Source organism: Streptococcus oralis, assembly GCF_019334565.1.
In the GTDB taxonomy this organism is placed as follows: domain Bacteria; phylum Bacillota; class Bacilli; order Lactobacillales; family Streptococcaceae; genus Streptococcus; species Streptococcus oralis_CR.
The window spans coordinates 302,725-323,080 of the sequence record NZ_CP079724.1 but is presented as its reverse complement, the minus strand read 5'-3'; the positions used below and the strand labels follow the sequence as shown (position 1 = coordinate 323,080).

21 protein-coding genes and 2 pseudogenes are annotated in these 20,356 nt (G+C 41.2%); 5 read left to right on the top strand and 18 right to left on the bottom strand.

The features are described from left to right. Positions 1-26 precede the first annotated feature (26 nt). Positions 27-272: a YneF family protein gene (locus KX728_RS01670; protein ID WP_215805017.1), complete on the bottom strand. Its 246-nt coding sequence runs from the start codon at positions 270-272 to the stop codon at positions 27-29. 324 nt (positions 273-596) lie between these two features. On the opposite strand from KX728_RS01670, the gene KX728_RS01665 reads away from it, so the two are divergent. Beyond that, positions 597-5,660 (top strand): SIALI-17 repeat-containing surface protein, encoded by a 5,064-nt coding sequence (locus KX728_RS01665; protein ID WP_215805018.1) that lies wholly within the window; start codon positions 597-599, stop codon positions 5,658-5,660. Positions 5,661-5,729: 69 nt separating this feature from the next. Here the strand turns inward: KX728_RS01665 and mraY are convergent, their stop codons facing one another. From mraY to rsmH, 4 genes are read right to left on the bottom strand one after another with little or no spacing between them, the layout of a single operon-like run. Next, positions 5,730-6,710 carry a phospho-N-acetylmuramoyl-pentapeptide-transferase gene (gene mraY / locus KX728_RS01660; protein WP_215805019.1) on the bottom strand — a complete coding sequence of 327 codons (981 nt, stop codon included), beginning with the start codon at positions 6,708-6,710 and terminating at the stop codon, positions 5,730-5,732. Between the two features lies 1 nt (position 6,711). After that, the gene (pbp2x, locus tag KX728_RS01655; RefSeq protein WP_215805020.1) at positions 6,712-8,967 is read right to left on the bottom strand and encodes a penicillin-binding protein PBP2X; all 2,256 of its coding nucleotides are present in this window, start codon (positions 8,965-8,967) and stop codon (positions 6,712-6,714) included. A gap of 3 nt (positions 8,968-8,970) precedes the next feature. After that, the gene (gene ftsL / locus KX728_RS01650) at positions 8,971-9,288 is read right to left on the bottom strand and encodes a cell division protein FtsL (protein ID WP_000840795.1); all 318 of its coding nucleotides are present in this window, start codon (positions 9,286-9,288) and stop codon (positions 8,971-8,973) included. Positions 9,289-9,298: 10 nt separating this feature from the next. Next, the gene (gene rsmH, locus KX728_RS01645) at positions 9,299-10,249 is read right to left on the bottom strand and encodes a 16S rRNA (cytosine(1402)-N(4))-methyltransferase RsmH (protein ID WP_000159388.1); all 951 of its coding nucleotides are present in this window, start codon (positions 10,247-10,249) and stop codon (positions 9,299-9,301) included. Positions 10,250-10,411: 162 nt separating this feature from the next. Between rsmH and KX728_RS01640 the strand changes: the two genes are divergently transcribed. The 4 genes from KX728_RS01640 to KX728_RS01625 are packed head-to-tail and all read left to right on the top strand — an operon-like array spanning position 10,412 to position 12,068. Beyond that, a complete protein-coding gene (locus KX728_RS01640; protein WP_001082470.1) occupies positions 10,412-10,606 on the top strand; it encodes a helix-turn-helix transcriptional regulator in 195 nt (64 codons plus the stop codon). Between the two features lie 15 nt (positions 10,607-10,621). Further along, positions 10,622-11,164 (top strand): DUF3278 domain-containing protein, encoded by a 543-nt coding sequence (locus KX728_RS01635; RefSeq protein ID WP_215805021.1) that lies wholly within the window; start codon positions 10,622-10,624, stop codon positions 11,162-11,164. Positions 11,165-11,174: 10 nt separating this feature from the next. Then, entirely contained in the window at positions 11,175-11,516 is a 342-nt protein-coding gene (locus tag KX728_RS01630; protein ID WP_049484333.1) for a hypothetical protein, read from the top strand. A gap of 12 nt (positions 11,517-11,528) precedes the next feature. Beyond that, complete coding sequence (locus KX728_RS01625) at positions 11,529-12,068, top strand: DUF3278 domain-containing protein (protein WP_049484332.1); 540 nt, start codon at positions 11,529-11,531, stop codon at positions 12,066-12,068. 113 nt (positions 12,069-12,181) lie between these two features. Here KX728_RS01625 and KX728_RS01620 read toward each other — a convergent pair whose 3' ends face one another. The 13 genes and pseudogenes from KX728_RS01620 to KX728_RS01560 form a co-directional block, all read right to left on the bottom strand. Further along, positions 12,182-12,796: a TipC family immunity protein gene (locus tag KX728_RS01620; protein WP_215805094.1), complete on the bottom strand. Its 615-nt coding sequence runs from the start codon at positions 12,794-12,796 to the stop codon at positions 12,182-12,184. A gap of 4 nt (positions 12,797-12,800) precedes the next feature. Next, positions 12,801-13,406, bottom strand: a complete 606-nt coding sequence (locus tag KX728_RS01615; RefSeq protein ID WP_215805022.1) for a TipC family immunity protein — start codon at positions 13,404-13,406, stop codon at positions 12,801-12,803. Positions 13,407-13,416: 10 nt separating this feature from the next. Further along, positions 13,417-13,880 (bottom strand): annotated as a pseudogene (locus KX728_RS01610) (T7SS effector LXG polymorphic toxin); the annotation flags it as partial. A 2-nt stretch (positions 13,881-13,882) separates the two neighbouring features. After that, positions 13,883-14,488 carry a TipC family immunity protein gene (locus KX728_RS01605; RefSeq protein WP_215805095.1) on the bottom strand — a complete coding sequence of 202 codons (606 nt, stop codon included), beginning with the start codon at positions 14,486-14,488 and terminating at the stop codon, positions 13,883-13,885. Positions 14,489-14,492: 4 nt separating this feature from the next. Beyond that, positions 14,493-15,107, bottom strand: coding sequence for a TipC family immunity protein (locus KX728_RS01600; RefSeq protein ID WP_215805023.1), 615 nt, complete (start codon positions 15,105-15,107; stop codon positions 14,493-14,495). Between the two features lie 4 nt (positions 15,108-15,111). After that, entirely contained in the window at positions 15,112-15,723 is a 612-nt protein-coding gene (locus KX728_RS01595; RefSeq protein WP_215805024.1) for a TipC family immunity protein, read from the bottom strand. 10 nt (positions 15,724-15,733) lie between these two features. Continuing rightward, a pseudogene (locus KX728_RS01590) lies at positions 15,734-16,182 on the bottom strand (T7SS effector LXG polymorphic toxin); the annotation flags it as partial. Positions 16,183-16,184: 2 nt separating this feature from the next. Further along, positions 16,185-16,796, bottom strand: coding sequence for a TipC family immunity protein (locus KX728_RS01585; RefSeq protein WP_215805096.1), 612 nt, complete (start codon positions 16,794-16,796; stop codon positions 16,185-16,187). A gap of 4 nt (positions 16,797-16,800) precedes the next feature. Next, on the bottom strand, positions 16,801-17,406 hold the full coding sequence (locus tag KX728_RS01580) for a TipC family immunity protein (protein WP_215805097.1): 606 nt from the start codon (positions 17,404-17,406) through the stop codon (positions 16,801-16,803). A gap of 4 nt (positions 17,407-17,410) precedes the next feature. Further along, entirely contained in the window at positions 17,411-18,019 is a 609-nt protein-coding gene (locus KX728_RS01575) for a TipC family immunity protein (RefSeq protein WP_000721865.1), read from the bottom strand. 10 nt (positions 18,020-18,029) lie between these two features. Beyond that, entirely contained in the window at positions 18,030-19,682 is a 1,653-nt protein-coding gene (locus KX728_RS01570; protein ID WP_215805025.1) for a T7SS effector LXG polymorphic toxin, read from the bottom strand. Then, the gene (locus KX728_RS01565; RefSeq protein WP_215805026.1) at positions 19,672-20,031 is read right to left on the bottom strand and encodes a DUF3958 family protein; all 360 of its coding nucleotides are present in this window, start codon (positions 20,029-20,031) and stop codon (positions 19,672-19,674) included. Before KX728_RS01565 ends, KX728_RS01570 begins: the two co-directional genes overlap by 11 nt. After that, positions 20,028-20,306, bottom strand: coding sequence for a TIGR04197 family type VII secretion effector (locus KX728_RS01560; RefSeq protein ID WP_215805027.1), 279 nt, complete (start codon positions 20,304-20,306; stop codon positions 20,028-20,030). Before KX728_RS01560 ends, KX728_RS01565 begins: the two co-directional genes overlap by 4 nt. Positions 20,307-20,356 lie beyond the last annotated feature (50 nt).

Sequence of the window (20,356 nt, the reverse complement as noted above, 5' to 3'; positions counted from 1 at the left end):
GAACTTTCATCCCAGACTTTTCCTATTTATTTCTTTTTGTTCTTAGCAAGGGCTGCTTTTTGTTGGCGGATGATTTGGTGGTAAACTTGTTGTACCTTGGCTTCGCTTGGTTTTTGACCATTTGCACTCAAGAGAGCACGAACTGCCTCAGCGTTCAAACGTGGGTTGTCCGCAAATTCTTTTTCGATTTGCTTACGAACCAAGTACATCCCTCCAAGAGCTCCCCCTAGAAAAGCTAGCACAATCAAGACAATTGCTAAAAGTAAATCCATTCTTTTTCTCCTGTTTCTTTTTGAGTCTTCTATATTATACCATAAAGTGACTTTCCTGACTAGTTTGTTTTACGCTTTCAAGAGGGGGTTAAGCCAATTCTAAGCTAGTCTTACAATCAGAATGAACTATAAAATTACGAATAATTCTCCCCCTTCCTCTCTTTTCTCTACTATTTTAAGAAAAAACAACAGCAAATATGTATCTTGCTAAAAACCTCTTGACAAATGCTAGATGACCAGTAGAATGGGAGGTAAATAGAAACAAAAATATAGGGATTTGTTTTACAAAATGTAAACGGTTCCAAAAATATAAAGGAGATTTCTATGGACAAAATATTTTGGGAGAAATCCTGTCGCTATAGCATCCGTAAACTAACGGTTGGGACTGCTTCTGTTTTACTGGGGGCTGTTTTTCTAGTCAACCATACTGTAGCCGCAGACAGTGTTGAGGTCAAACAAACTGAACCGACCTCTGTCGAATCTATCACTAAGCCTGATAGTGAATCCAAAGCTGCTAAAGCGACTGAAACTACAAATCCGTCTCTAGCAGAAAGTCCAGTAGTTTCTGAAAGTAAGCCAGCTAACGAGACTCAGACGACAAATAGTCAAGCTAGTGAAGAAGCCATTGTAGAAGCTAAAGAAAATAAGGAACCTGAAAAAGCAGATCAGCCCGTGACAAAGCAAGAAAACTATCAACTCAACTACGATCATCCAACAGCTCCTTCCTATGATGGATGGGAAAAACAAGCCCTTCCAGTCGGAAATGGCGAGATGGGAGCCAAGGTCTTTGGTCTGATTGGTGAAGAAAGAATCCAGTATAACGAAAAGACTCTCTGGTCTGGTGGTCCCCAGCCCGATAGCAGCGACTATAATGGTGGGAACTACAAGGATCGCTACAAGGTCTTGGCAGAAATTCGTAAGGCTCTTGAAGATGGAGACCGCCAAAAAGCCAAACGCCTAGCTGAAAGAAATCTCGTTGGGCCTAATAATGCCCAATATGGTCGCTACCTAGCCTTTGGAGATATCTTCATGGTCTTTAATAACCAGAAGAAAGGACTAGATACTGTAACTGATTATCATCGTAATCTAGACATCACCGAAGCCACTACGACCACTTCTTACACCCAAGATGGGACGACCTTCAAACGCGAAACCTTCTCCAGTTATCCTGATGATGTCACCGTGACCCACTTGACCAAAAAAGGAAACAAGACACTTGACTTTACCCTTTGGAACAGCTTGACAGAAGACTTGCTTGCTAATGGCAACTACTCTTGGGAATATTCCAACTATAAGAATGGTCATGTCACTACAGATGCAAACGGAATCCTTCTAAAGGGAACTGTCAAAGATAACGGCCTCCAATTTGCATCCTATCTAGGAATTAAAACGGACGGAAAGGTGACTGTTCAGGACGAAACTCTGACCGTTACAGGCGCAAGTTATGCAACCCTCTATCTCAGTGCCAAGACTAACTTTGCTCAGAATCCAAAAACCAACTATCGAAAAGACATTGACCTCGAAAAAACAGTTAAAGGGATTGTCGAAGCAGCTAAGTCCAAAGACTACGAGACACTTAAAAAGGCCCATATCAAGGACTATCAAAGTCTCTTTAACCGCGTTAAACTAAATCTAGGCGGAACCAAGACTACTCAAACGACAAAAGAGGCCCTTCAAGGCTATAACCCAGAAAAAGGGCAAAAATTGGAAGAACTCTTCTTCCAATATGGCCGATATCTACTCATCAGTTCGTCTCGTGATCGGACAGATGCCCTTCCTGCCAACCTACAAGGAGTCTGGAATGCTGTAGACAATCCACCTTGGAACGCTGACTACCACCTCAATGTCAATTTGCAAATGAACTATTGGCCAGCCTACATGAACAACCTTGCTGAAACTGCCAAGCCAATGATCAATTACATTGACGACATGCGCTATTATGGTCGTATCGCTGCTAAGGAATACGCTGGCATCGAATCCAAAGATGGGCAAGAAAATGGTTGGTTGGTCCACACTCAAGCAACACCATTTGGCTGGACAACTCCTGGTTGGAATTACTATTGGGGTTGGTCGCCAGCAGCCAATGCCTGGATGATGCAGAATGTCTATGACTACTATAAATTCACCAAGGATGAGACTTATCTCAAAGAAAAGATTTATCCAATGCTCAAGGAAACCGCTAAGTTCTGGAACTCCTTCTTGCACTATGACAAGGCCAGTGACCGTTGGGTGTCTTCTCCATCCTACTCACCTGAACACGGTACCATTACCATTGGAAATACCTTTGACCAGTCGCTAGTCTGGCAACTCTTCCACGACTACATGGAAGTCGCTAACCATCTGAAAGTCGACCAAGACTTAGTCACAGAGGTCAAGGCTAAATTTGACAAACTGAAACCACTTCACATCAACAAAGAAGGACGTATCAAGGAATGGTACGAAGAAGACAGCCCGCAATTCACTAATGAAGGCATTGAAAATAACCACCGCCACGTGTCTCATCTGGTAGGTCTCTTCCCAGGTACGCTCTTTAGCAAGGATCAGGCTGAATACCTAGAGGCTGCGCGTGCAACCCTCAATCACCGTGGAGATGGTGGGACTGGTTGGTCTAAGGCCAATAAAATCAACCTCTGGGCTCGTCTCTTAGACGGTAATCGTGCCCATCGCTTACTCGCTGAACAGCTCAAGTATTCAACCCTAGAAAACCTTTGGGATACCCACGCGCCTTTCCAAATCGACGGAAACTTTGGAGCAACTAGTGGGATGGCAGAAATGCTCCTGCAATCTCATACCGGCTATATTGCACCATTGCCAGCCCTTCCTGATGCTTGGAAAGACGGTCAAGTTTCTGGTTTAGTTGCCCGTGGTAACTTCGAAGTCAGCATGAAGTGGAAAGATAAAAATCTTCAAAGTTTGTCCTTCCTTTCAAATGTTGGCGGGGACCTGGTTGTAGACTATCCAAATATCGAAGCCAGTCAGGTTAAGGTCAATGGCAAAGCAGTCAAAGCAACGATCCTTAAAGATAATCGTATCCAGCTTGCAACGCAAAAAGGTGACGTCATTACCTTTGAACATTTTCCTGGTCGTGTAACCAGCCTGACAGCAGTTCGACAAAATGGAGTCACTGCCGAACTCACCTTCAACCAAGTAGAAGGCGCTACCCACTATGTCATCCAAAGACAAGTAAAAGACGAATCTGGCCAAACCTCTGCAACTAGAGAATTTGTAACCAATCAAACCCACTTTATCGACCGATCACTAAATCCTCAACTCGCCTATACTTATACCGTCAAGGCGATGCTGGGCGAAGTTTCCACACAAGTATCTGAACAGGCAACTGTAGAAACTCCTAGTGAATTGATGGATGACCGAGACAGTCGTATCCAGTACGGAGCTGCCTTTGGAAACTGGGCAGACTCAGAATTATTTGGAGGAACGGAGAAGTTTGCTGATCTTTCAAAAGGAAACTACACAGACCAAGACGTGACTGCTACTATTCCTTTCAATGGTGTGGGTATCGAAATCTATGGACTGAAATCGTCTGAACTAGGTCTTGCCACTGCTAAAATTGATGGCAAAGAAGTCGGCGAACTTGACTTCCATACTGCTGGGGCAACTGAAAAAGGTAGTCTCATCGGTCGCTTCACAGGATTGTCTGACGGACCTCACACATTGACTCTTAGTGTTAAACGTGAACACAAAGGACGTGGTAGTGAGCGTTCGAAAATTTCATTAGACTACTTAAAAATCCTAGCAGGAACAGACAATACGATTGAAAAAATGGATGATCGTGATTCGCGCATCCAGTATGGTGCCCAGTTTAAGGACTGGTCTGACCCTGAACTCTACGGAGGTACGGAAAAATACGCTGATATTAACAACAGCGACTCTAGTGCAGCTTCAGAAGCTCAGGCAACTATTTCCTTTACAGGGACGGGTATTCGTATCTTTGGCTTAAAGAGCCTCGCTCTTGGACGAGCACGTGTTACACTAGATGGCAAAGAAATGCCAAGTCTAGACTTCTACACTTCAGGTGCAACTGAAAAGAGAGCTTTTATTGGCGAATTTACAAATCTCACTGACGGTCCGCATACCCTGACATTACAAGTTGATCCAGATTCGCCAGAAGGTCGCAAGAAAATCTCTCTAGACTCCTTTGATATCATCAAAGCTCCTGCTGTTGGTATAGATAGCCCGAGCATTGCGCCTCTTAAGGAAAATGACAAAACCATTTCCTTAAGCCTACCAGCTGGAGATTGGGAAGCCATCGCAGTGACCTTCCCAGGAGTCAAAGATCCTCTAGTTTTGCGTAAGGTGGATGAAACGCATCTGGTTACCAGTGGGGATCAGACTATCCTATCAATCCAAGACAATCAAGTTCAAATCCCAATCCCTGACGAAACCAATCGCAAAGCTGGAAATGCCATTGAAGCTTATACAATTCAAGGAAATACCACAAGCAGCCCTATCGTGGCCGTCTTTACTAAAAAGGATGAAAAGAAAGTCGATGAGAAGCGACCAACTACAAGCAAGGGGGACGAACCAGCTCCTACTGTTGAAATTCCGAAATACACCGAGCCTATCGGAACGGCAGGGCAAGAAGTGCCACCCACTGTAGAAATGCCTGAATACACCGAACCTATCGGAACGGCGGGGCAAGAAGAGTCTCCTACTGTAGAAAAGCCTGAATACACCGAACCGATCGGAACAGCAGGTCAAGAGGAAGCACCTACTGTTGAAAAACCTGAATACACCAAACCTATCGGAACTAGTGGGGATCAGGCTGCTCCAAGCCTTAGCCTTCCTGACTATCCAGTTCGAGTCTTAAAAGATAAGGAAACTGGAGTAGAAATCATCGGTGGAGCCAGCGACTTAGAAGGAATTTCTCACGTTTCTAGCCGACGTGTCCTAGCTCAAGAACTCTTTGGCAAGACCTATGATGCTTACGACCTACAGCTTAAAAATCCAACCGATCATAGCTTGCAGCCAAAAGGCTCTGTCTTGGTTCGCTTGCCTATTTCAGCTAGCGTAGAAAACATCTACTACATCACTCCGACCAAGGAGTTGCAAGCCCTTGATTTCACCGTTCAAGACGGAAAGGTAGAATTCATCACTAATCATTTCAGTACCTATGCTGTCGTCTATCAAGCTACTGGAACAAGCTCTAACACTGAGGAAAAACCAAGTACTTCAGATGCAGAAACATTAGCACACGAGGCTGAACAACTTTCAGCTAGTCCGAGCCTTGCGAAAACTGGAAATCATTCTCCTAAAGAAGAACTTCCAGCAACAGGAGAAGCGTCCAACCCACTCCTCTTCTTAGCAGGACTCAGCCTAGCCCTTACAGCCACTTTTATGTTAAAAGGAAGAAAGGATGACTCCAACTAACCTTTAACCACACAAAAACAGGATGAAGATCACCTTCATCCTGTTTTATTTTGTAATCAGAAATTATTTTTACAGTAGGTATAAAAAGGCTAAGGTCAAGAGACTTGCTAGAAGCCCAACTCCCCAAAAGAAGAAGTCAACCTTCCACTCGCTCCAAGGATTGCCCTTGCCTGAGAATCCTCCAAGCTCAAAATGGTGATGCACAGGTGTCATACGGAAAATACGCTTCCCACCACTAAGTTTAAAGTAGGTGACCTGCATCATGACAGAGCTTGTCTCAAAAACATAGATAATCCCAATCAACAAAAGGGTCCATTCTTGGTGGAGAGCCATAGAAATAGCTGCCAGCATCCCACCTAGAGCCAAACTTCCCACATCTCCCATAAAGACCTTGGCAGGCTTGTGGTTAAAGACGAAGAAGCCTAACAAACCACCAATCATGGCAATAATCACAAGAAGAATATCCAGTTGATTTTGCATATAAGCAATCACACCATAGGCCGACAAGCTAATCACTACTGAGATACTAGCCAAGCCGTCGATCCCGTCAGTCAGATTCACCGCATTTGAAAAGCCAACTAGCCAGAAAAGGGCAAAGAAAATATAGAAAATTCCCAAATGAACTTGGTAGCCAAAAACTGAAAGCATATCGCCACCACGTTCATAAAAGAGGTAGAAAATCACTCCTCCAAGCAGCTGGAGAGCAAGTTTTTGCTTGGGATTTAAGCCTTCGTTGATTTTACGAAAGACCTTGAGGAAATCATCCAAAAAACCTACCAAACCATACAAAACCAAGATAAACAAAATCATGCCTATATTGTTGGTCAATTGTTGGGTAAAGAGAGCGACAAGGAAGCTCACAACAACTGCAACAATCAGGAAGACAAGACCTCCCATGGTTGGAGTCCCAGCTTTAGCTTGGTGTTGCTTGACATCCTCGTGCATCTGCTGTCCCGTAATCTGTGCTTTTCGATAAAATCGGATAAAGGCTGGAATACCTATCAAGGTCAATAGAAAGGCTAGAATTCCAGCACTAATGGAACTAATCATCTTAATCTCCTAAAGTTATTTTCATTTTTTTAATGTCTTTGAGGGCTGTATTGGCACGGACACTTTGTTTCTTGACCGTTTTGCCACTACCTTCCCACTCGACTTCTATATTCAGCCATTTGGCAAATGTTTGCACATTTTCATCTGTCCAGCCGTACATATCAGGCATTTCTTCGACCTTATCTGACAGGATCAAGATCTGCTGATTGGCTTCCAAATTATCTCCTTCAGAAACCGAGAGTTCCTTGATCTTGGTTCCTGTTCCGATAACGATTGGTTGGACCAGGTTTCGACGCAATTCCTCCGCTAGGTCTCCCGGCGTAAAGTCCTTGGTAGCTGGCATGGCATAACTTGTCGTCTTGCTGACCTGATCTAAGCTCTTGGCAGTTGACTGAAGATTGAGGGATTCTTTCATGGCAGAAGCTCGCTCAAGGATTGGGTTGGCAAACTCTCCTAGCTGAACGCCTGAATAATGCTCTGGCTGTTGCACCGTCACATAGAGGATAAAGTCAGGATTCTCTGCAGGATGCATCGACACAACAGAGAAGATATAGTTGGTTTCACCTGTTAGGTAACCCCCATTCTTCTCATCAGCAATCTGAGCAGTCCCTGATTTCAGGGCAACATTTTGCCCCGGAACATTGACATTTGGTTTTCCTGTGCTGTGGTTGTACATGGTACCGTAGACAGGATCTGTTCCGACCATGACCATGTGATCCCGAGTAGAGGAAGCTGCTGCTTTTGATACAGGATTTCCAACAATTTCCTTTTGAGACTTACGAACAGACTGGTCATTTGGATCATAGAGGGCACTGATAAATTTCGGCTCCAACATAACCCCATCGTTGGCAATGGCTGTAAAGGCACGAAGCATTTGGGTCTGGGTAACAGAAATCCCTTGTCCAAATGAACTCATGGCGATATTGACAATGTTATCAGCAGGCAATTGACCTGTGTACTCATCCGCCAGACCAAAACGGGTCGGCACCCCAAACTTAAAGCGGTTAAGGTAGTCCAACCAAGTTGCATCTCCCATCTTTTGCTCAAGCAAGGTCATCCCGATATTACTTGAGTGGGCAAATCCTTGAGAGAAGGTCATGGTGCCACCACTCGTCAAACCTTCATTGACGTCCCAGTCTCGAATGGTCGCATCTGCTATTTTCAATTCACTGCTGTTAAAGTATTCGCCACCAGGGAAGGTATTGTTATCAATGGCTGAGGCCAACATCATCACCTTCATGGTTGACCCTGGCTCATAGTTACTTTGATAGAGGATATCACGCCAGACAAAGTCTTTTGTGATGCCATCCTTGGTATCTGCGTTAAAGGTCGGCCGTTGGGTCGTAGCCAGGATTTCCCCTGTCTTAGCGCTGACCAAGGTAGCCGTCATATACTTGCCTTTTACCTTTTCCTGAAAGGCATCCATCTGGGTTTCCACAAAGGATTGCAAGGGACTAGAAAGGGTTGTGTATACATCTTTTCCATCTACTGTTTGTTGGGAAGCTTGATCTGTACCCGGAACAATATTTCCCAGACGATCCTTCTCATAGGTGATGATCCCATCTGTACCCGCCAGAATGTTATTTAAAGAACTCTCCAATCCAGATGTCCCAATCAAACGTTTGGTGCCATCCTCATTTTCATGGAGTTGCGCTAAACCGATAAAGGAAGAAGCAAACTGTCCATTGGGATAACTGCGGTTAGGGCTAGTTGTAAAGTCAACTCCCTCAACACCAGCAGTTTTGAGGTCATTTTTAATAGCCATCATATTGGCATAGGTGATCCCATTTCCCTTGGTCCCAAAGGATACCTGTTTTAGATCTGGTTGAGAAAGCTGTTCTTTGACATAAGACTCCTCCATATCCAGATACTTATGGAAAATTTCAGCTACCTTATTAAATTGAGAATCCTCTACATAGAGAATTTTGCCTGTTGCTGACTTGTAGGTCTTATCAATAACGGCATAGATATTATACGAAGTCGCATCCTCAGCAATAGGTGTTCCATTACGATCGTAGATGGTTCCCCGTTTTGCAGGAATCGTCTTGGTTGTTTGATGGACCTTGTTGGCTTCTTGAACCAAGTCCTTACCAAATTTTTTACCCGTTCCGATAATGACCGCAAAGTTGACCAAAAAGACAGCGAAGAGTATGACAGCCAATAAACTCAGGCTTTTCCCTACTCTTCGGCGGTTTTCTTCTGGAGATTTACGGTTACGAACGGCATAACGGATGATTTTTTCTTTCCACTGTTTCATTTCTTACTCCGCTGCTCGGATATTTTCGTTATTCAGCTGCAAATCCTTGGAGTTTGCAATTTCTTTCAAACGTTCTGAACGAATCAATTCATTGACCTCTTGCTTGGCATCGTCTAGCTCGGTTTTCTTTTCTTCGATTTGAGCATTGACCTTGGTCAATTCATTCTGAACTTGTAATAGCTTGGTCTGCATAAACACAACGCTAATTGCCAGGATAATCATTGTTGCAGCAATCGAAACATAGAAGGCCTTTTCCACACGTGAAAAACCTTTAAACTTCGTTTGCAATAACTGGCTTGTTTTTTCGATTCTTTCTGCCATGTTTTTCCTCTTACTTGTGAATTTTTCTAGCCACGCGCAACTTGGCTGAATGCGAACGATTGTTGGCTTCTAGCTCTTCAGCACTTGGCAAGATTGGCTTACGGGATACCAATTCCATCTTGGGCTTAAGGTCATCTGGAATGAAGGGCAAGCCTTTGGGAACTTCCACTGTTGAAGCTTCCTTGAATAATTGCTTGGTCAAGCGGTCTTCCAGCGAATGGAAGGTAATGACCGAGATTCTACCATCCAGAGCCAGCATGTCCATGGCCTGCTGGATAGATTCATCTGCAGCGCCCAGCTCATCATTGACTTCGATTCGGATAGCCTGAAAAATCTGCTTGGCAGGGTGTCCCTTTTTCTTGAGCTCCTTGGCAGGCTTGGCCGACTTGATAATCTCTGCCAACTCCGTCGTCGTCTCAATGGGTTTCACCTCACGCGCTTGCTCAATCTTACGGGCAATCTGTTTAGAAAATTTATCCTCACCATACTTGAAAAAGATCCGAACCAGGTCATGATAGTCATAATGATTGACCACCTCATAGGCCGTCAGACTAGCTTCCTGATTCATCCGCATATCCAGTGGCGCATCCTTTTTATAAGAAAAGCCACGTTCACGCTGATCTAGCTGAGGACTGGACACTCCCAAGTCATAACAAATTCCATCAATTTCCTGGACACCAGCCTCCTGCAAACGTGCCTGCAAATGACGGAAGTTATCCTTGATAAAAGTCACCATCCCCTTTTCGATATAGGGTGCCAACCGTTTTTGCGCATTGTCAATAGCATTCTGGTCCTGGTCAAAGGCATAGAGATGACCTTTTTCGCTCAATTTACTTAATAAATATTCGCTATGGCCTGCTCCGCCCAAAGTCGCATCAACGTAGATACCGTCAGGTTTTACGTCAAGCATATCAATCGTTTCATGAAGCAAGACCGTTACATGATGAAATTCTTTTGTCATATCTTATCTATTTTACCACAAATCTGACCAGCTTGCACTTGTCAGACAAGGCTAAGTTTCTTCGAAAAAAATTCTCAAAAATATGTCATATATACTTGACATCCCATCCCCAAAAGAATATAATATAGTCAAATATATACGACATATCAGAAAGGAGACCCTATGAATCGTGTTAAAGAATTCCGCAAGGAACTGGGCATTTCTCAGCTCGAGCTCGCCAAAGATATCGGTGTCTCGAGACAGACCATCAACATGATTGAAAATGACAAGTACAATCCAACCCTAGAACTCTGTCTCAACCTCGCCCGCAGCCTCCAAACTGACCTCAATAGCCTCTTTTGGGAAGACGATTTTTAAAAAAGGAGCAAACAAATGAAAAAAGAAACTCTCACTGAAAAACTCATCAAACGCACATACGGCATTTCTGGCCCCCTTGACGAACACAAACGGCGCGAGGCCGATCGTATCGGGAATCAGGTCTTTATCGTTCTCTTTTATCTCATGATATTTGGCAACCTCATCCCCTTTATCCTTGCTTATAAATACCCACAAATTGTCGCTATCGGCTATCCTCTCGTGGTGTTTGGCATTTCGATGATGGCTGCCCTCTATGTGGTCTCTCAAACCAAGAAAACGGGCATCACAGCTATTGACCCCGAAATGCTGAGTCAAAAAGAAAGTAAACAACTACATTTTCCGGGTCTAAAAGCGGGTCTGATCTATGGCATGGGCATGTTCTTTGGAATACCGCTTCTGAATGTCCTAACCGATGATAGCAAGGGTTATCTTGGTTCTCTTTTAAATGCAGGGCATTTTGTATCAACTATCCTAGCTACTCTCTTCTTCGGAGTGACCATACAAATTATCGTCTCTCTTCGCATTCGAAAAGCCAAGAAAGATCGAGAAGACGACTAGGAGGTTCCTTATGAAATCACTAGCTAGACTACTGATCAGTCATGTTTTTATCAGTATCTTTGTTACCTTTTTCCTACTTTCTGGACATATTGAGCATCCTTTCTTGATTATCTTTCTTTTATTCCTTCCTGTATTGAACAAGGGACAGAGATTCCAGAAAATCCAATCAAAAAAAATACGTCTTCTAAACGCATCTCTCTGTTTTATCCTCGTATCCTTTCCACAACTTTTAACAAATCCTATGGATTGGAGATACCTGGTATTTCTAATAATCTGTATCATTTCGAGTTTGGTCTACTTCTATACTCTCTATCAACTCTTTAAAGAAATCAATCAAAAATCGCTCATTTAGGAGATTACTCCCATGAAAAAAGAAGATCTCACCACTCGCTTACTCAAACTATTCTTTCACATACAAGGCCCCTTTGATGAATGCCGCCAAGAGATAATCTACAGGGCTTGTGCCCGTGCCTTGATCCAAATCGTTTACTCCTCTCTCCTACTCTTCTTGTTCTATCTCCTATTTGGACGCTTCATAGAGTTGGTTCGAGATGCCATGCCCTACCTCTATTTTGGACTTATCTTCGTCCTCTCATCTAGGGCGAGACTAGCAGTTCGCAATTTACATTTGGACAAGGATGACCAGTCCGAAATCCATCACAAAAGCTACAGCAAAAGTCAAATCAACCTTCGTAGTTGGGGTGTATTCATCAGTATTCCAATTGGCTTGTTTGTCTTATCAGCCTTTCACAAACTCTTTGTTCAGCATCTTCCCCTCGATACCTTTTGGGACAATCTCTCCCAGTTCGATAAAACGCTCCCTTTACTAGTCTTGGGATTGGGAATTGGTGCCATCTTTGGAACCATGACCTATGCCTTTTTATCGGAACACGTTAAAAAATAGACCAAGATTCACTAATTTCTCATTTCATAGGCAAAGAATCCCACCTAGCTCGTTCTAGGTGGGATTTCCACTTCAATTCATAGAATAATTTCCAAAATATCTACTGACCCTCGTCACCAATTCTCCCACTGGGTTTCAACCTTGACATCACCATAGTTGCTTGGCGAGTACTTGCTGTCATAAATCGAACACCAGTCTTTTAAGACTTTTTGATTGACGATTTCGTCGTAATAAGAATCCAAGTCCTTGGCAGTGATACCATACTGCTCTAGGTAGGATTTCACCTGAGCTTCGTCTTCGATATAAGTTTCCGTATCTGCTTTCTTTAAACCTATTTTGACAAATTTTTTTAAAACACGATCCTTCCGAGTATAGTTATCCCATATTCTAACTCTAACATTTGGCCCAATTCGTTTTTCAAATGAGATTGAACTTAATTGTGTTTTTGTAGCAAAATTAAAACCAATTTCAATTTCAAAATAGTCTTCTGGGGTATTGTTTTTATTATAAGTTCCAAATGGATAATATTTAGAATACTCTCCATCACTTGGCCAATCAGGTCTGATTTCAAATCCATCTATATTTCTTAAAATATTATTTGACCGATAGGTTTTCTCCGTCTCTTGGTAAATTTCATCAAAAATATTTTTAGGTTGACGCACAAAAAAGTAAAAACAAGATGATACGATTATCACGAATAAAGCTACTAGGCCTAGGATTTTCTTCATATTGTCACCAATTCTCCCACTGGGTTTCAATCTTGACATCACCATAGTTGCTTGGCGAGTATTTACTGTCATAAATCGAGCACCAATCTTTCAGGACTTTCTGGTTGACGATTTCGTCGTAGTAAGAATCCAAATCCTTGGCAGTGATACCATACTGCTCTAGATAGGATTTTACTTGGGCCTCGTCTTCGATATAACTATCCTCATTTCCTGATATTACAATCTGAATTGACTTTGTGATTGTTTTAGTATTTGGATTATATTTGTTGACCATCCATAGCTTCGTACCATCAGCTATTTTTCTCTCAAATGAAACAAACAGTTTACTATACGCTTTCTCAAAATTAAATCCAACTCTCAGTTCAAGATAATCCTCTGGAAGAGTCTTATACTTTCCTAAAGGGCTATATTTAAAATAATCTCCATCACTCGGCCAGACATCATCGATTTCAAAACCTTCTATATTTCTTAAAATATTATTTGACCGATAGGTTTTCTCAGTTTCTTGGTAAATCTCATCAAAAAAATTTTTAGGTTGATGCATAAAGAAGTAAAGAGAAACTGATACAAGTAATACAACTATTGTTAAAACACCTAGTATTTTCTTCATAGACTTCCTCCTAATCCGCCACGGCTTCCAAGCGGTTTAAAAACTTAGATACACCTGGATAGTTACTTTCGATATATGCTTTAATGGCATCTTCCCCTTTTTCCATAACCTCTAATGGAAGGATACTAGCATAAATAGTACTCTTCTAACTTCTTTCCAATCTTTATTTTTTAAGAATTCTCTTTCTCTAAGAGTCGAATCCTTTTGAAGGTCAGCATAATAGGAAGATGTGGCTTGGGCATAGGATTGCCCCTGTTGCATACGGCCGATAAGATTGACCGAGTCCAAATCTGCCTTGTAATCATCCTCGCCAATGCTTGGTTTCATATCCGTAGCATTTTTAGTCGTGTCTCCCTCCCATCCAGAAAGATCTCTGACATTCTCTCTACCACCATAGACGTCGGATAACTGAAAGCTGCCAGGATTTAGATGAGTAGCCATAGTGATGGACTGGTGGGTAAAGTCTGCGTGGCCTATCACCAATTCTCCCACTGCGTTTCAACCTTGACATCGCCATAGTTGCTTGGTGAATACTTACTGTCATAGATGGAACACCAGTCTTTCAAGACTTTCTGATTGACGATTTCGTCGTAGTAAGAATCCAAATCCTTGGCAGTGATACAGTACTGCTCTAGGTAGGATTTCACTTGGGCCTCATCTTCAATATAACTATCCTCATTTCCTGATAATACTATCTGAATTGACTTTGTGATTGTTTTAGTGTTTGGATTATATTTGCTGATCATCCATATCTTCGTTCCATCAGCTATTTTTCTCTCAACTGAAACAAACATTTTACTATACGCTTTCTCAAAATTAAATCCAACTCTCAGTTCAAGATAGCCTTCTGGAAGAGTCTTATACTTCCCTAAAGGGCTATATTTAAAATACTCTCCATCACTTGGCCAACCTGGACTAATTTCAAAGCCATCTATTTTTCTTAAAATATTATTTGTCCGATAAGTTTTCTCAGTTTCTTGGTAGATTTCATCAAAAATGTTTTTAGGTTGTCTACTAAAAAAGTAAAAACAGGATGATACAATTATCACGAATAAGGCTACTAAACCAAGGATTTTCTTCATATTGTCACCAATTCTCCCACTGCGTTTCAACCTTGACATCGCCATAGTTGCTTGGCGAGTACTTACTGTCATAAATGGTGCACCAGTCCTTCAAGACTTTTTGATTGACGATTTCGTCGTAGTAAGAATTCAAATCCTTGGCAGTGATACCATACTGCTCTAGGTAGGATTTCACCTGAGCTTCGTCTTCGATATAAGTTTCCGTATCTGCTTTCTTTAATCCTATTTTGACAAATTTTTTTAAAACACGATCCTTCCGAGTATAGTTATCCCATATTCTAACTCTAACATTTGGCCCAATTCGTTTTTCAAATGAGATTGAACTTAATTGTGTTTTTGTAGTAAAATTAAAACCAATTTCGATTTCAAAATACTCTTCTGGGGTATGGTCATTATTATAAGTTCCAAATGGATAGTATTTAGAATATTCTCCATCACTTGGCCAGACATCGTCAATTTCAAAGCCATCTATTTTTCTTAAAATATTATTTGACCGATAGGTTTTCTCGGTTTCTTGATACATTTCATCAAAAATATTTTTAGGTTGTTTAGGAAATAAGTAAAAACAGGATAATACGATTATTGTGATTAACGCGAATAAACCGAGGATTTTCTTCATATTGTTACCAATTCTCCCACTGGGTTTCGACTTTTACCTCACCATAGTTACTTGGCGAATATTTACTGTCATAAATCGAGCACCAATCTTTCAAGACTATCTGGTTGACGATTTCGTCGTAGTAAGCATCCAAGTCCTTAGCAGTGATACCGTACTGTTCTAGGTAGGTTCTTACTTGCGATTCATCATCGATAGATTTATCAGTTCCTTCTTGATTTATAAGTAGCTGTACATTTTTTTGAAACAATTTTTCTTTTGTAAGATACTTACCAAAAATAAAAATTCGCTGCCCAGTACTTATCTCCTTCTCAAAAGAAACGAAGACTGTACTTGTGTCTTTTGTAAAATGAAATATTAAATCAATATTTTTATAGTCATGCGGAGTTTTCTGTTTTTGATATAGTACATAAGAATAAAATTGAGAATCATCACCATACTCTTGATATTTATGTACTTCAACATCTTTCAACTGGTTAAAAACATTGTTTCCTAGATAAGTCTTCTCTGTTTCCTGATAAATTTCATCAAAAATATTTTTAGGTTGATGCGTAAAGAAGTAAAAACAAACTGATACAAGTAATACTACTATTGTTAAAACACCGAGTATTTTCTTCATAGACTTCCTCCTAATCTGCCATGGCTTCCAAGCGATTTAAAAATGTTGATACATCTGAATGTTTTTCCTCAATGTACTCTTTAATAGATGCCTCGCCTTTCTTCAGTATATCCACAGGCGCTACTCCTGCATAAATCGTACCTTTGACGTGTTTCCAATCCTTATTTTTCAAAAATTCTTTTTCTCTCTGAGAGGAGTCCTTTTGAAGGTCAGAGTAATAAGAAGTTATGGCTTGGTCATAGGACTGTCCCTTTTGCATGCGACCGATAAGATTGACTGAATCAAGGTCTATCTTCTCCGATACTTGGCTTCATATCGTTAGCGTTAAAGGTCGTATCTCCTTCCCAGCCAGAAAGGTCCTTGACATGCTCTCTACCGCCATAGACGTCGGATAACTGAAAGCTACTAGGATAGATGAGTGCCCATAGTAATGGACTGGTGGGTAAATTCTGCATGACCTATCACCAATTCTCCCACTGGGTTTCAATCTTGACATCACCATAATTGCTTGGCGAGTATTTACTGTCATAAATGGAGCACCAATCTTTCAGGACTTTCTGATTTACGATTTCGTCGTAGTAAGAATCCAAATCCTTGGCAGTGATACCGTACTGCTCTAGGTAAGATTTCACTTGGGTTTCGTCTTCGATATAAGTTTCCGTATCCGCTTTCTTTAAACCTATTTTTACAAATTTTTTTAAACTACGTTCTTTATGAGAATATACAGTCCACATTTTTATATTCACGTTAGACTCTATCCGTTTTTCAAATGAAATCAAGCTTAATTGAGCTTCGGATTTAAAATTAAAATCTATAGCAATTTTCTCATAGCTATCTGGTAAAGCATTTCCCTCATAGACAACGCTTGGATAAAATTTAGAATCATCACTATACTCTTGATATTTATGTGCTTCAACATCTTTCAACTTGTTAAAGACATTATTTCCTAGATAGGTCTTCTCCGTTTCTTGGTAAATCTCATCAAAAATGTTTTTAGGTTGACGCACAAAAAAGTAAAAACAGGATGATATGATTATCACGAATAAGACTACTAGGCCTAGGATTTTCTTCATATTGTCACCAATTCTCCCACTGGGTTTCAATCTTGACATCGCCATAGTTACTTGGCGAGTACTTACTGTCATAGATGGTACACCAGTCTTTTAAAACCTTCTGATTGACGATTTCGTCGTAGTAAGAATCCAAGTCCTTAGCTGTAATACCGTACTGCTCTAGGTAGGATTTTACCTGAGCTTCGTCTTCGATATAACTATCCTCATTTCCTGATATTACAATCTGAATTAACTTTGTGATTGTTTTAGTATTTGGATTATATTTATTGACCATCCATAACTTCGTACCATCAGCTATTTTTCTCTCAAATGAAACAAACAGTTTACTATACGCTTTCTCAAAATTAAATCCAACTCTCAGTTCAAGATAATCCTCCAGAAGAGTCTTATACTTCCCTAAAGGGCTATATTTAAAATAATCTCCATCACTTGGCCAGACATCATCAATTTCAAAGCCATCTATGTTTCTTAAAATATTATTTGACCGATAGGTTTTCTCCGTCTCCTGATAAATCTCATCAAAAATGTTTTTAGGTTGTCTAGTAAAAAAGTAGAAACAGGATAATACAATTAGTACGAAAGACACTACTAGACCGAGGATTTTTTTCATGCTATCACCAATTCTCCCACTGGGTTTCAATCTTGACATCGCCATAGTTGCTTGGCGAGTACTTGCTGTCATAAATGGTACACCAATCTTTCAAGACTTTCTGGTTGACGATTTCGTCGAAGTCTTTCTCTAATTCTTCTTTGGTTATGTTGTATTTTTTTAAATAGTCTCTTACTTTTTCTTCATCATTAAGATATTGACCTGGTTGCCTTGGCTCTTCAAAAATCGCAAGCCCTTTTTTGAGCACTTTCTTTTGCATATTATAGTGTGCTGAATACCATAGGGTAATATCCGAATTAATCCTTTTTTCAAAACGTATCGTCATCCCTTTAATACCTTCTCCAAAATTAAAGCTAATACTTATGTCTTTATAACCTTCAGGATGAGTTTGATACTTCCCTGAAGGGGTGTATGCAAAATATTCTCCATCGTTAGGCCAATCGGGTCTGATTTTAAACCCATCTATGTTTCTTAAAATATTATTTGACCGATAGGTTTTCTCCGTTTCTTGGTAAATTTCATCAAAAATATTTTTAGGTTGTTTAGGAAAAAAGTAAAAACAAACTGATACAAGTAATACAATTATTGTTAAAACACCTAGTATTTTCTTCATAGACTTCCTCCTAGTCCGCCACGGCTTCCAAGCGGTTTAAAAACTTGAACACTCCTGGATATTTTCTTTCAATATATGCTTTAAGAGCATCCTCTCCATCTAACTTAATATCCGTTGGTCGCAAACTATCATAAATAGTATCTCTGACTGTATCCCAATCCTTATTTTTTAGGAATTCTCTTTCTCTCTGAGAGGAGTCTTTTTGAAGGTCAGCATAGTAAGAAGAGATTACTTGGTCATAGGATTGCCCATTTTGCATACGGCCGATAAGGTTGACCGAGTCCAAATCCGCCTTGTAGTCATCCTCTCCGATACTTGGCTTCATATCGTTTGCATTAAAGGTCGTATCTCCCTCCCAGCCAGAAAGGTCCTTGACACGCTCTCTACCGCCATAGACATCGGATAACTGAGCTTGGTTAGGATTAAGATGAGTCGCCATAGTAATGGACTGGTGGGTAAAGTCTGCATGGCCCGCTCCATTGTTAGAGTATGACTTTAGTTTGCTGTCCCAAAATTGGTCAAAGTTACCCTTATCACCATAAATCCCTTCATAAGTACTTTTATAGGAATCATAATGGTTAGTTCCATTTTTTTGATCATCATCCTTAATTTTTTCTATGTTATCAGATTCCCCACCCGCCATCTCGTGTTGCAGTCTAAGATTATAATACAGTTCTTTGGCCTTTTCTTCTTTCAACCCCAGTTCTTGAAAGATTTCAAGAACTGGTTTCAAAGTTCTCAATTTTTGGCCTGTATTCGGATCACTCACAAATTCGTAATAAAAATATTGCCACAATCCACCTGCCGTTTCGTTCCACTTAAAGTCATCATAGTTGGCCGCACCGACGACTCGCAAAAAGATATAGTCACGGAACTCTTGACTTGAGGTTGGGAACTTCTTGTCTATCCCTTGCTTGATGGTCAAAAGCTGTTGGGCTGTCTCTGCGTCAAAGCCGTATTCTGCCATCATGGTTTGGACAAAGGCCTTCTCTTGACGGCTGAGCTTCAAGTCCTTTGTATCAGCATAGGCAGTCAGGTAGTTGGCCCAAGTCAGGTCAGATGGGACTTTAAAGACGCCTTGCTTTGCATCCCAGCTCGTTTCGATTTGGTCCAGTCCGCGACTCAGTTGCACATCGATACTGTCTAGTTCATCGAACAGTCCTCCTGAATAGCTATCATAGGCTCGCAGGTCTCTCAAAATCGTTTCATAGACGCGTTTATTCGCGTGGTGTCCTCGCATGAGTTCCACATTACTGCGTCTCAATCTCCCTTTTTCTTCGCTATCCATGGTCAAGGAAGAAAGGGATTGGTTGACTTCATCTAGATAAGCAATCATTTGCTCTTCCTGACGGATCTTATCAAGCAGATCATCCTCACGCCAACTCTTGCTGTCGACCATCGTTTGGTAGTCTTCTGGTAATTTCTTGATGGTTTGAGAGAAGGTTTCTGCATAGAGCTGTCCCCCTTTGCTCAAGGGCAATAAGACACTTGCAAAAAAACTTCTAGCCGAATTATAAGCATCGCCCTTTAGACTCTCTGTATCCTCTGAAAACTTTTGGATGGCTGATTGCAAGTCTTGATAAGCCTCCACCTGAGATTGGCACATGGTCGCTACACTCGAACTTTGTAGTTGTGATTGTTCTAAGTACATATCAATGCCCATGTCGTTTCTCCTCCTCTCTTTCTAGTTCTTTGCGTCTTTCATAGTAGACCTCATCCAAGTCTCCCTCTAACCGGAACTTTTCTTTTTTCAAATCATCCATGCGGTAGCTGAGGTTCTCAAGGATTTGGTTTTTAAGTTGGTTTCTTTGCAGGAGCGTTTCTTCCAACTGTCCTGCGTATCGGCTCTGATAGGCCGCCTCCCACAAATCACTTTGATAACGGTGGCTGGCTCTATCATATCCTTCAAAGGTTTCTATCAGTTCTTTGGTACGATAGTTCTCTTTTCCATTGTCTTCTAGCTGGTACAAGAGTTCTCGCTCTCTTTTCTTCAACTCATCTAACTCGCTCATGTATGACTCCTAAAACCATTGGCACCCGCTTCATCTAGCGCCTCAAAATCGCTCGCTACAGAGTGCAGTCGTTCTGAAGTCAGGGTGACAGCAGTTGTAATCTGACTAGCAAGATTTTGATCCTTTGCCAGACATTGATGAGCCTTGATATTCCCTTGAAGGGTCGTTAAGTCATCCTGACTAGCCGTAGCGATCGCTATTAACGATTGACAAGCATTTTTCAACTGAGTCGCATATGTTTGCGCAAGATTTAGATCACTTTTTACTGTTGACATGGCTGTTTTATCCTTTTTCTCATTCCCTAGTGATAGGTATACTCCATTTA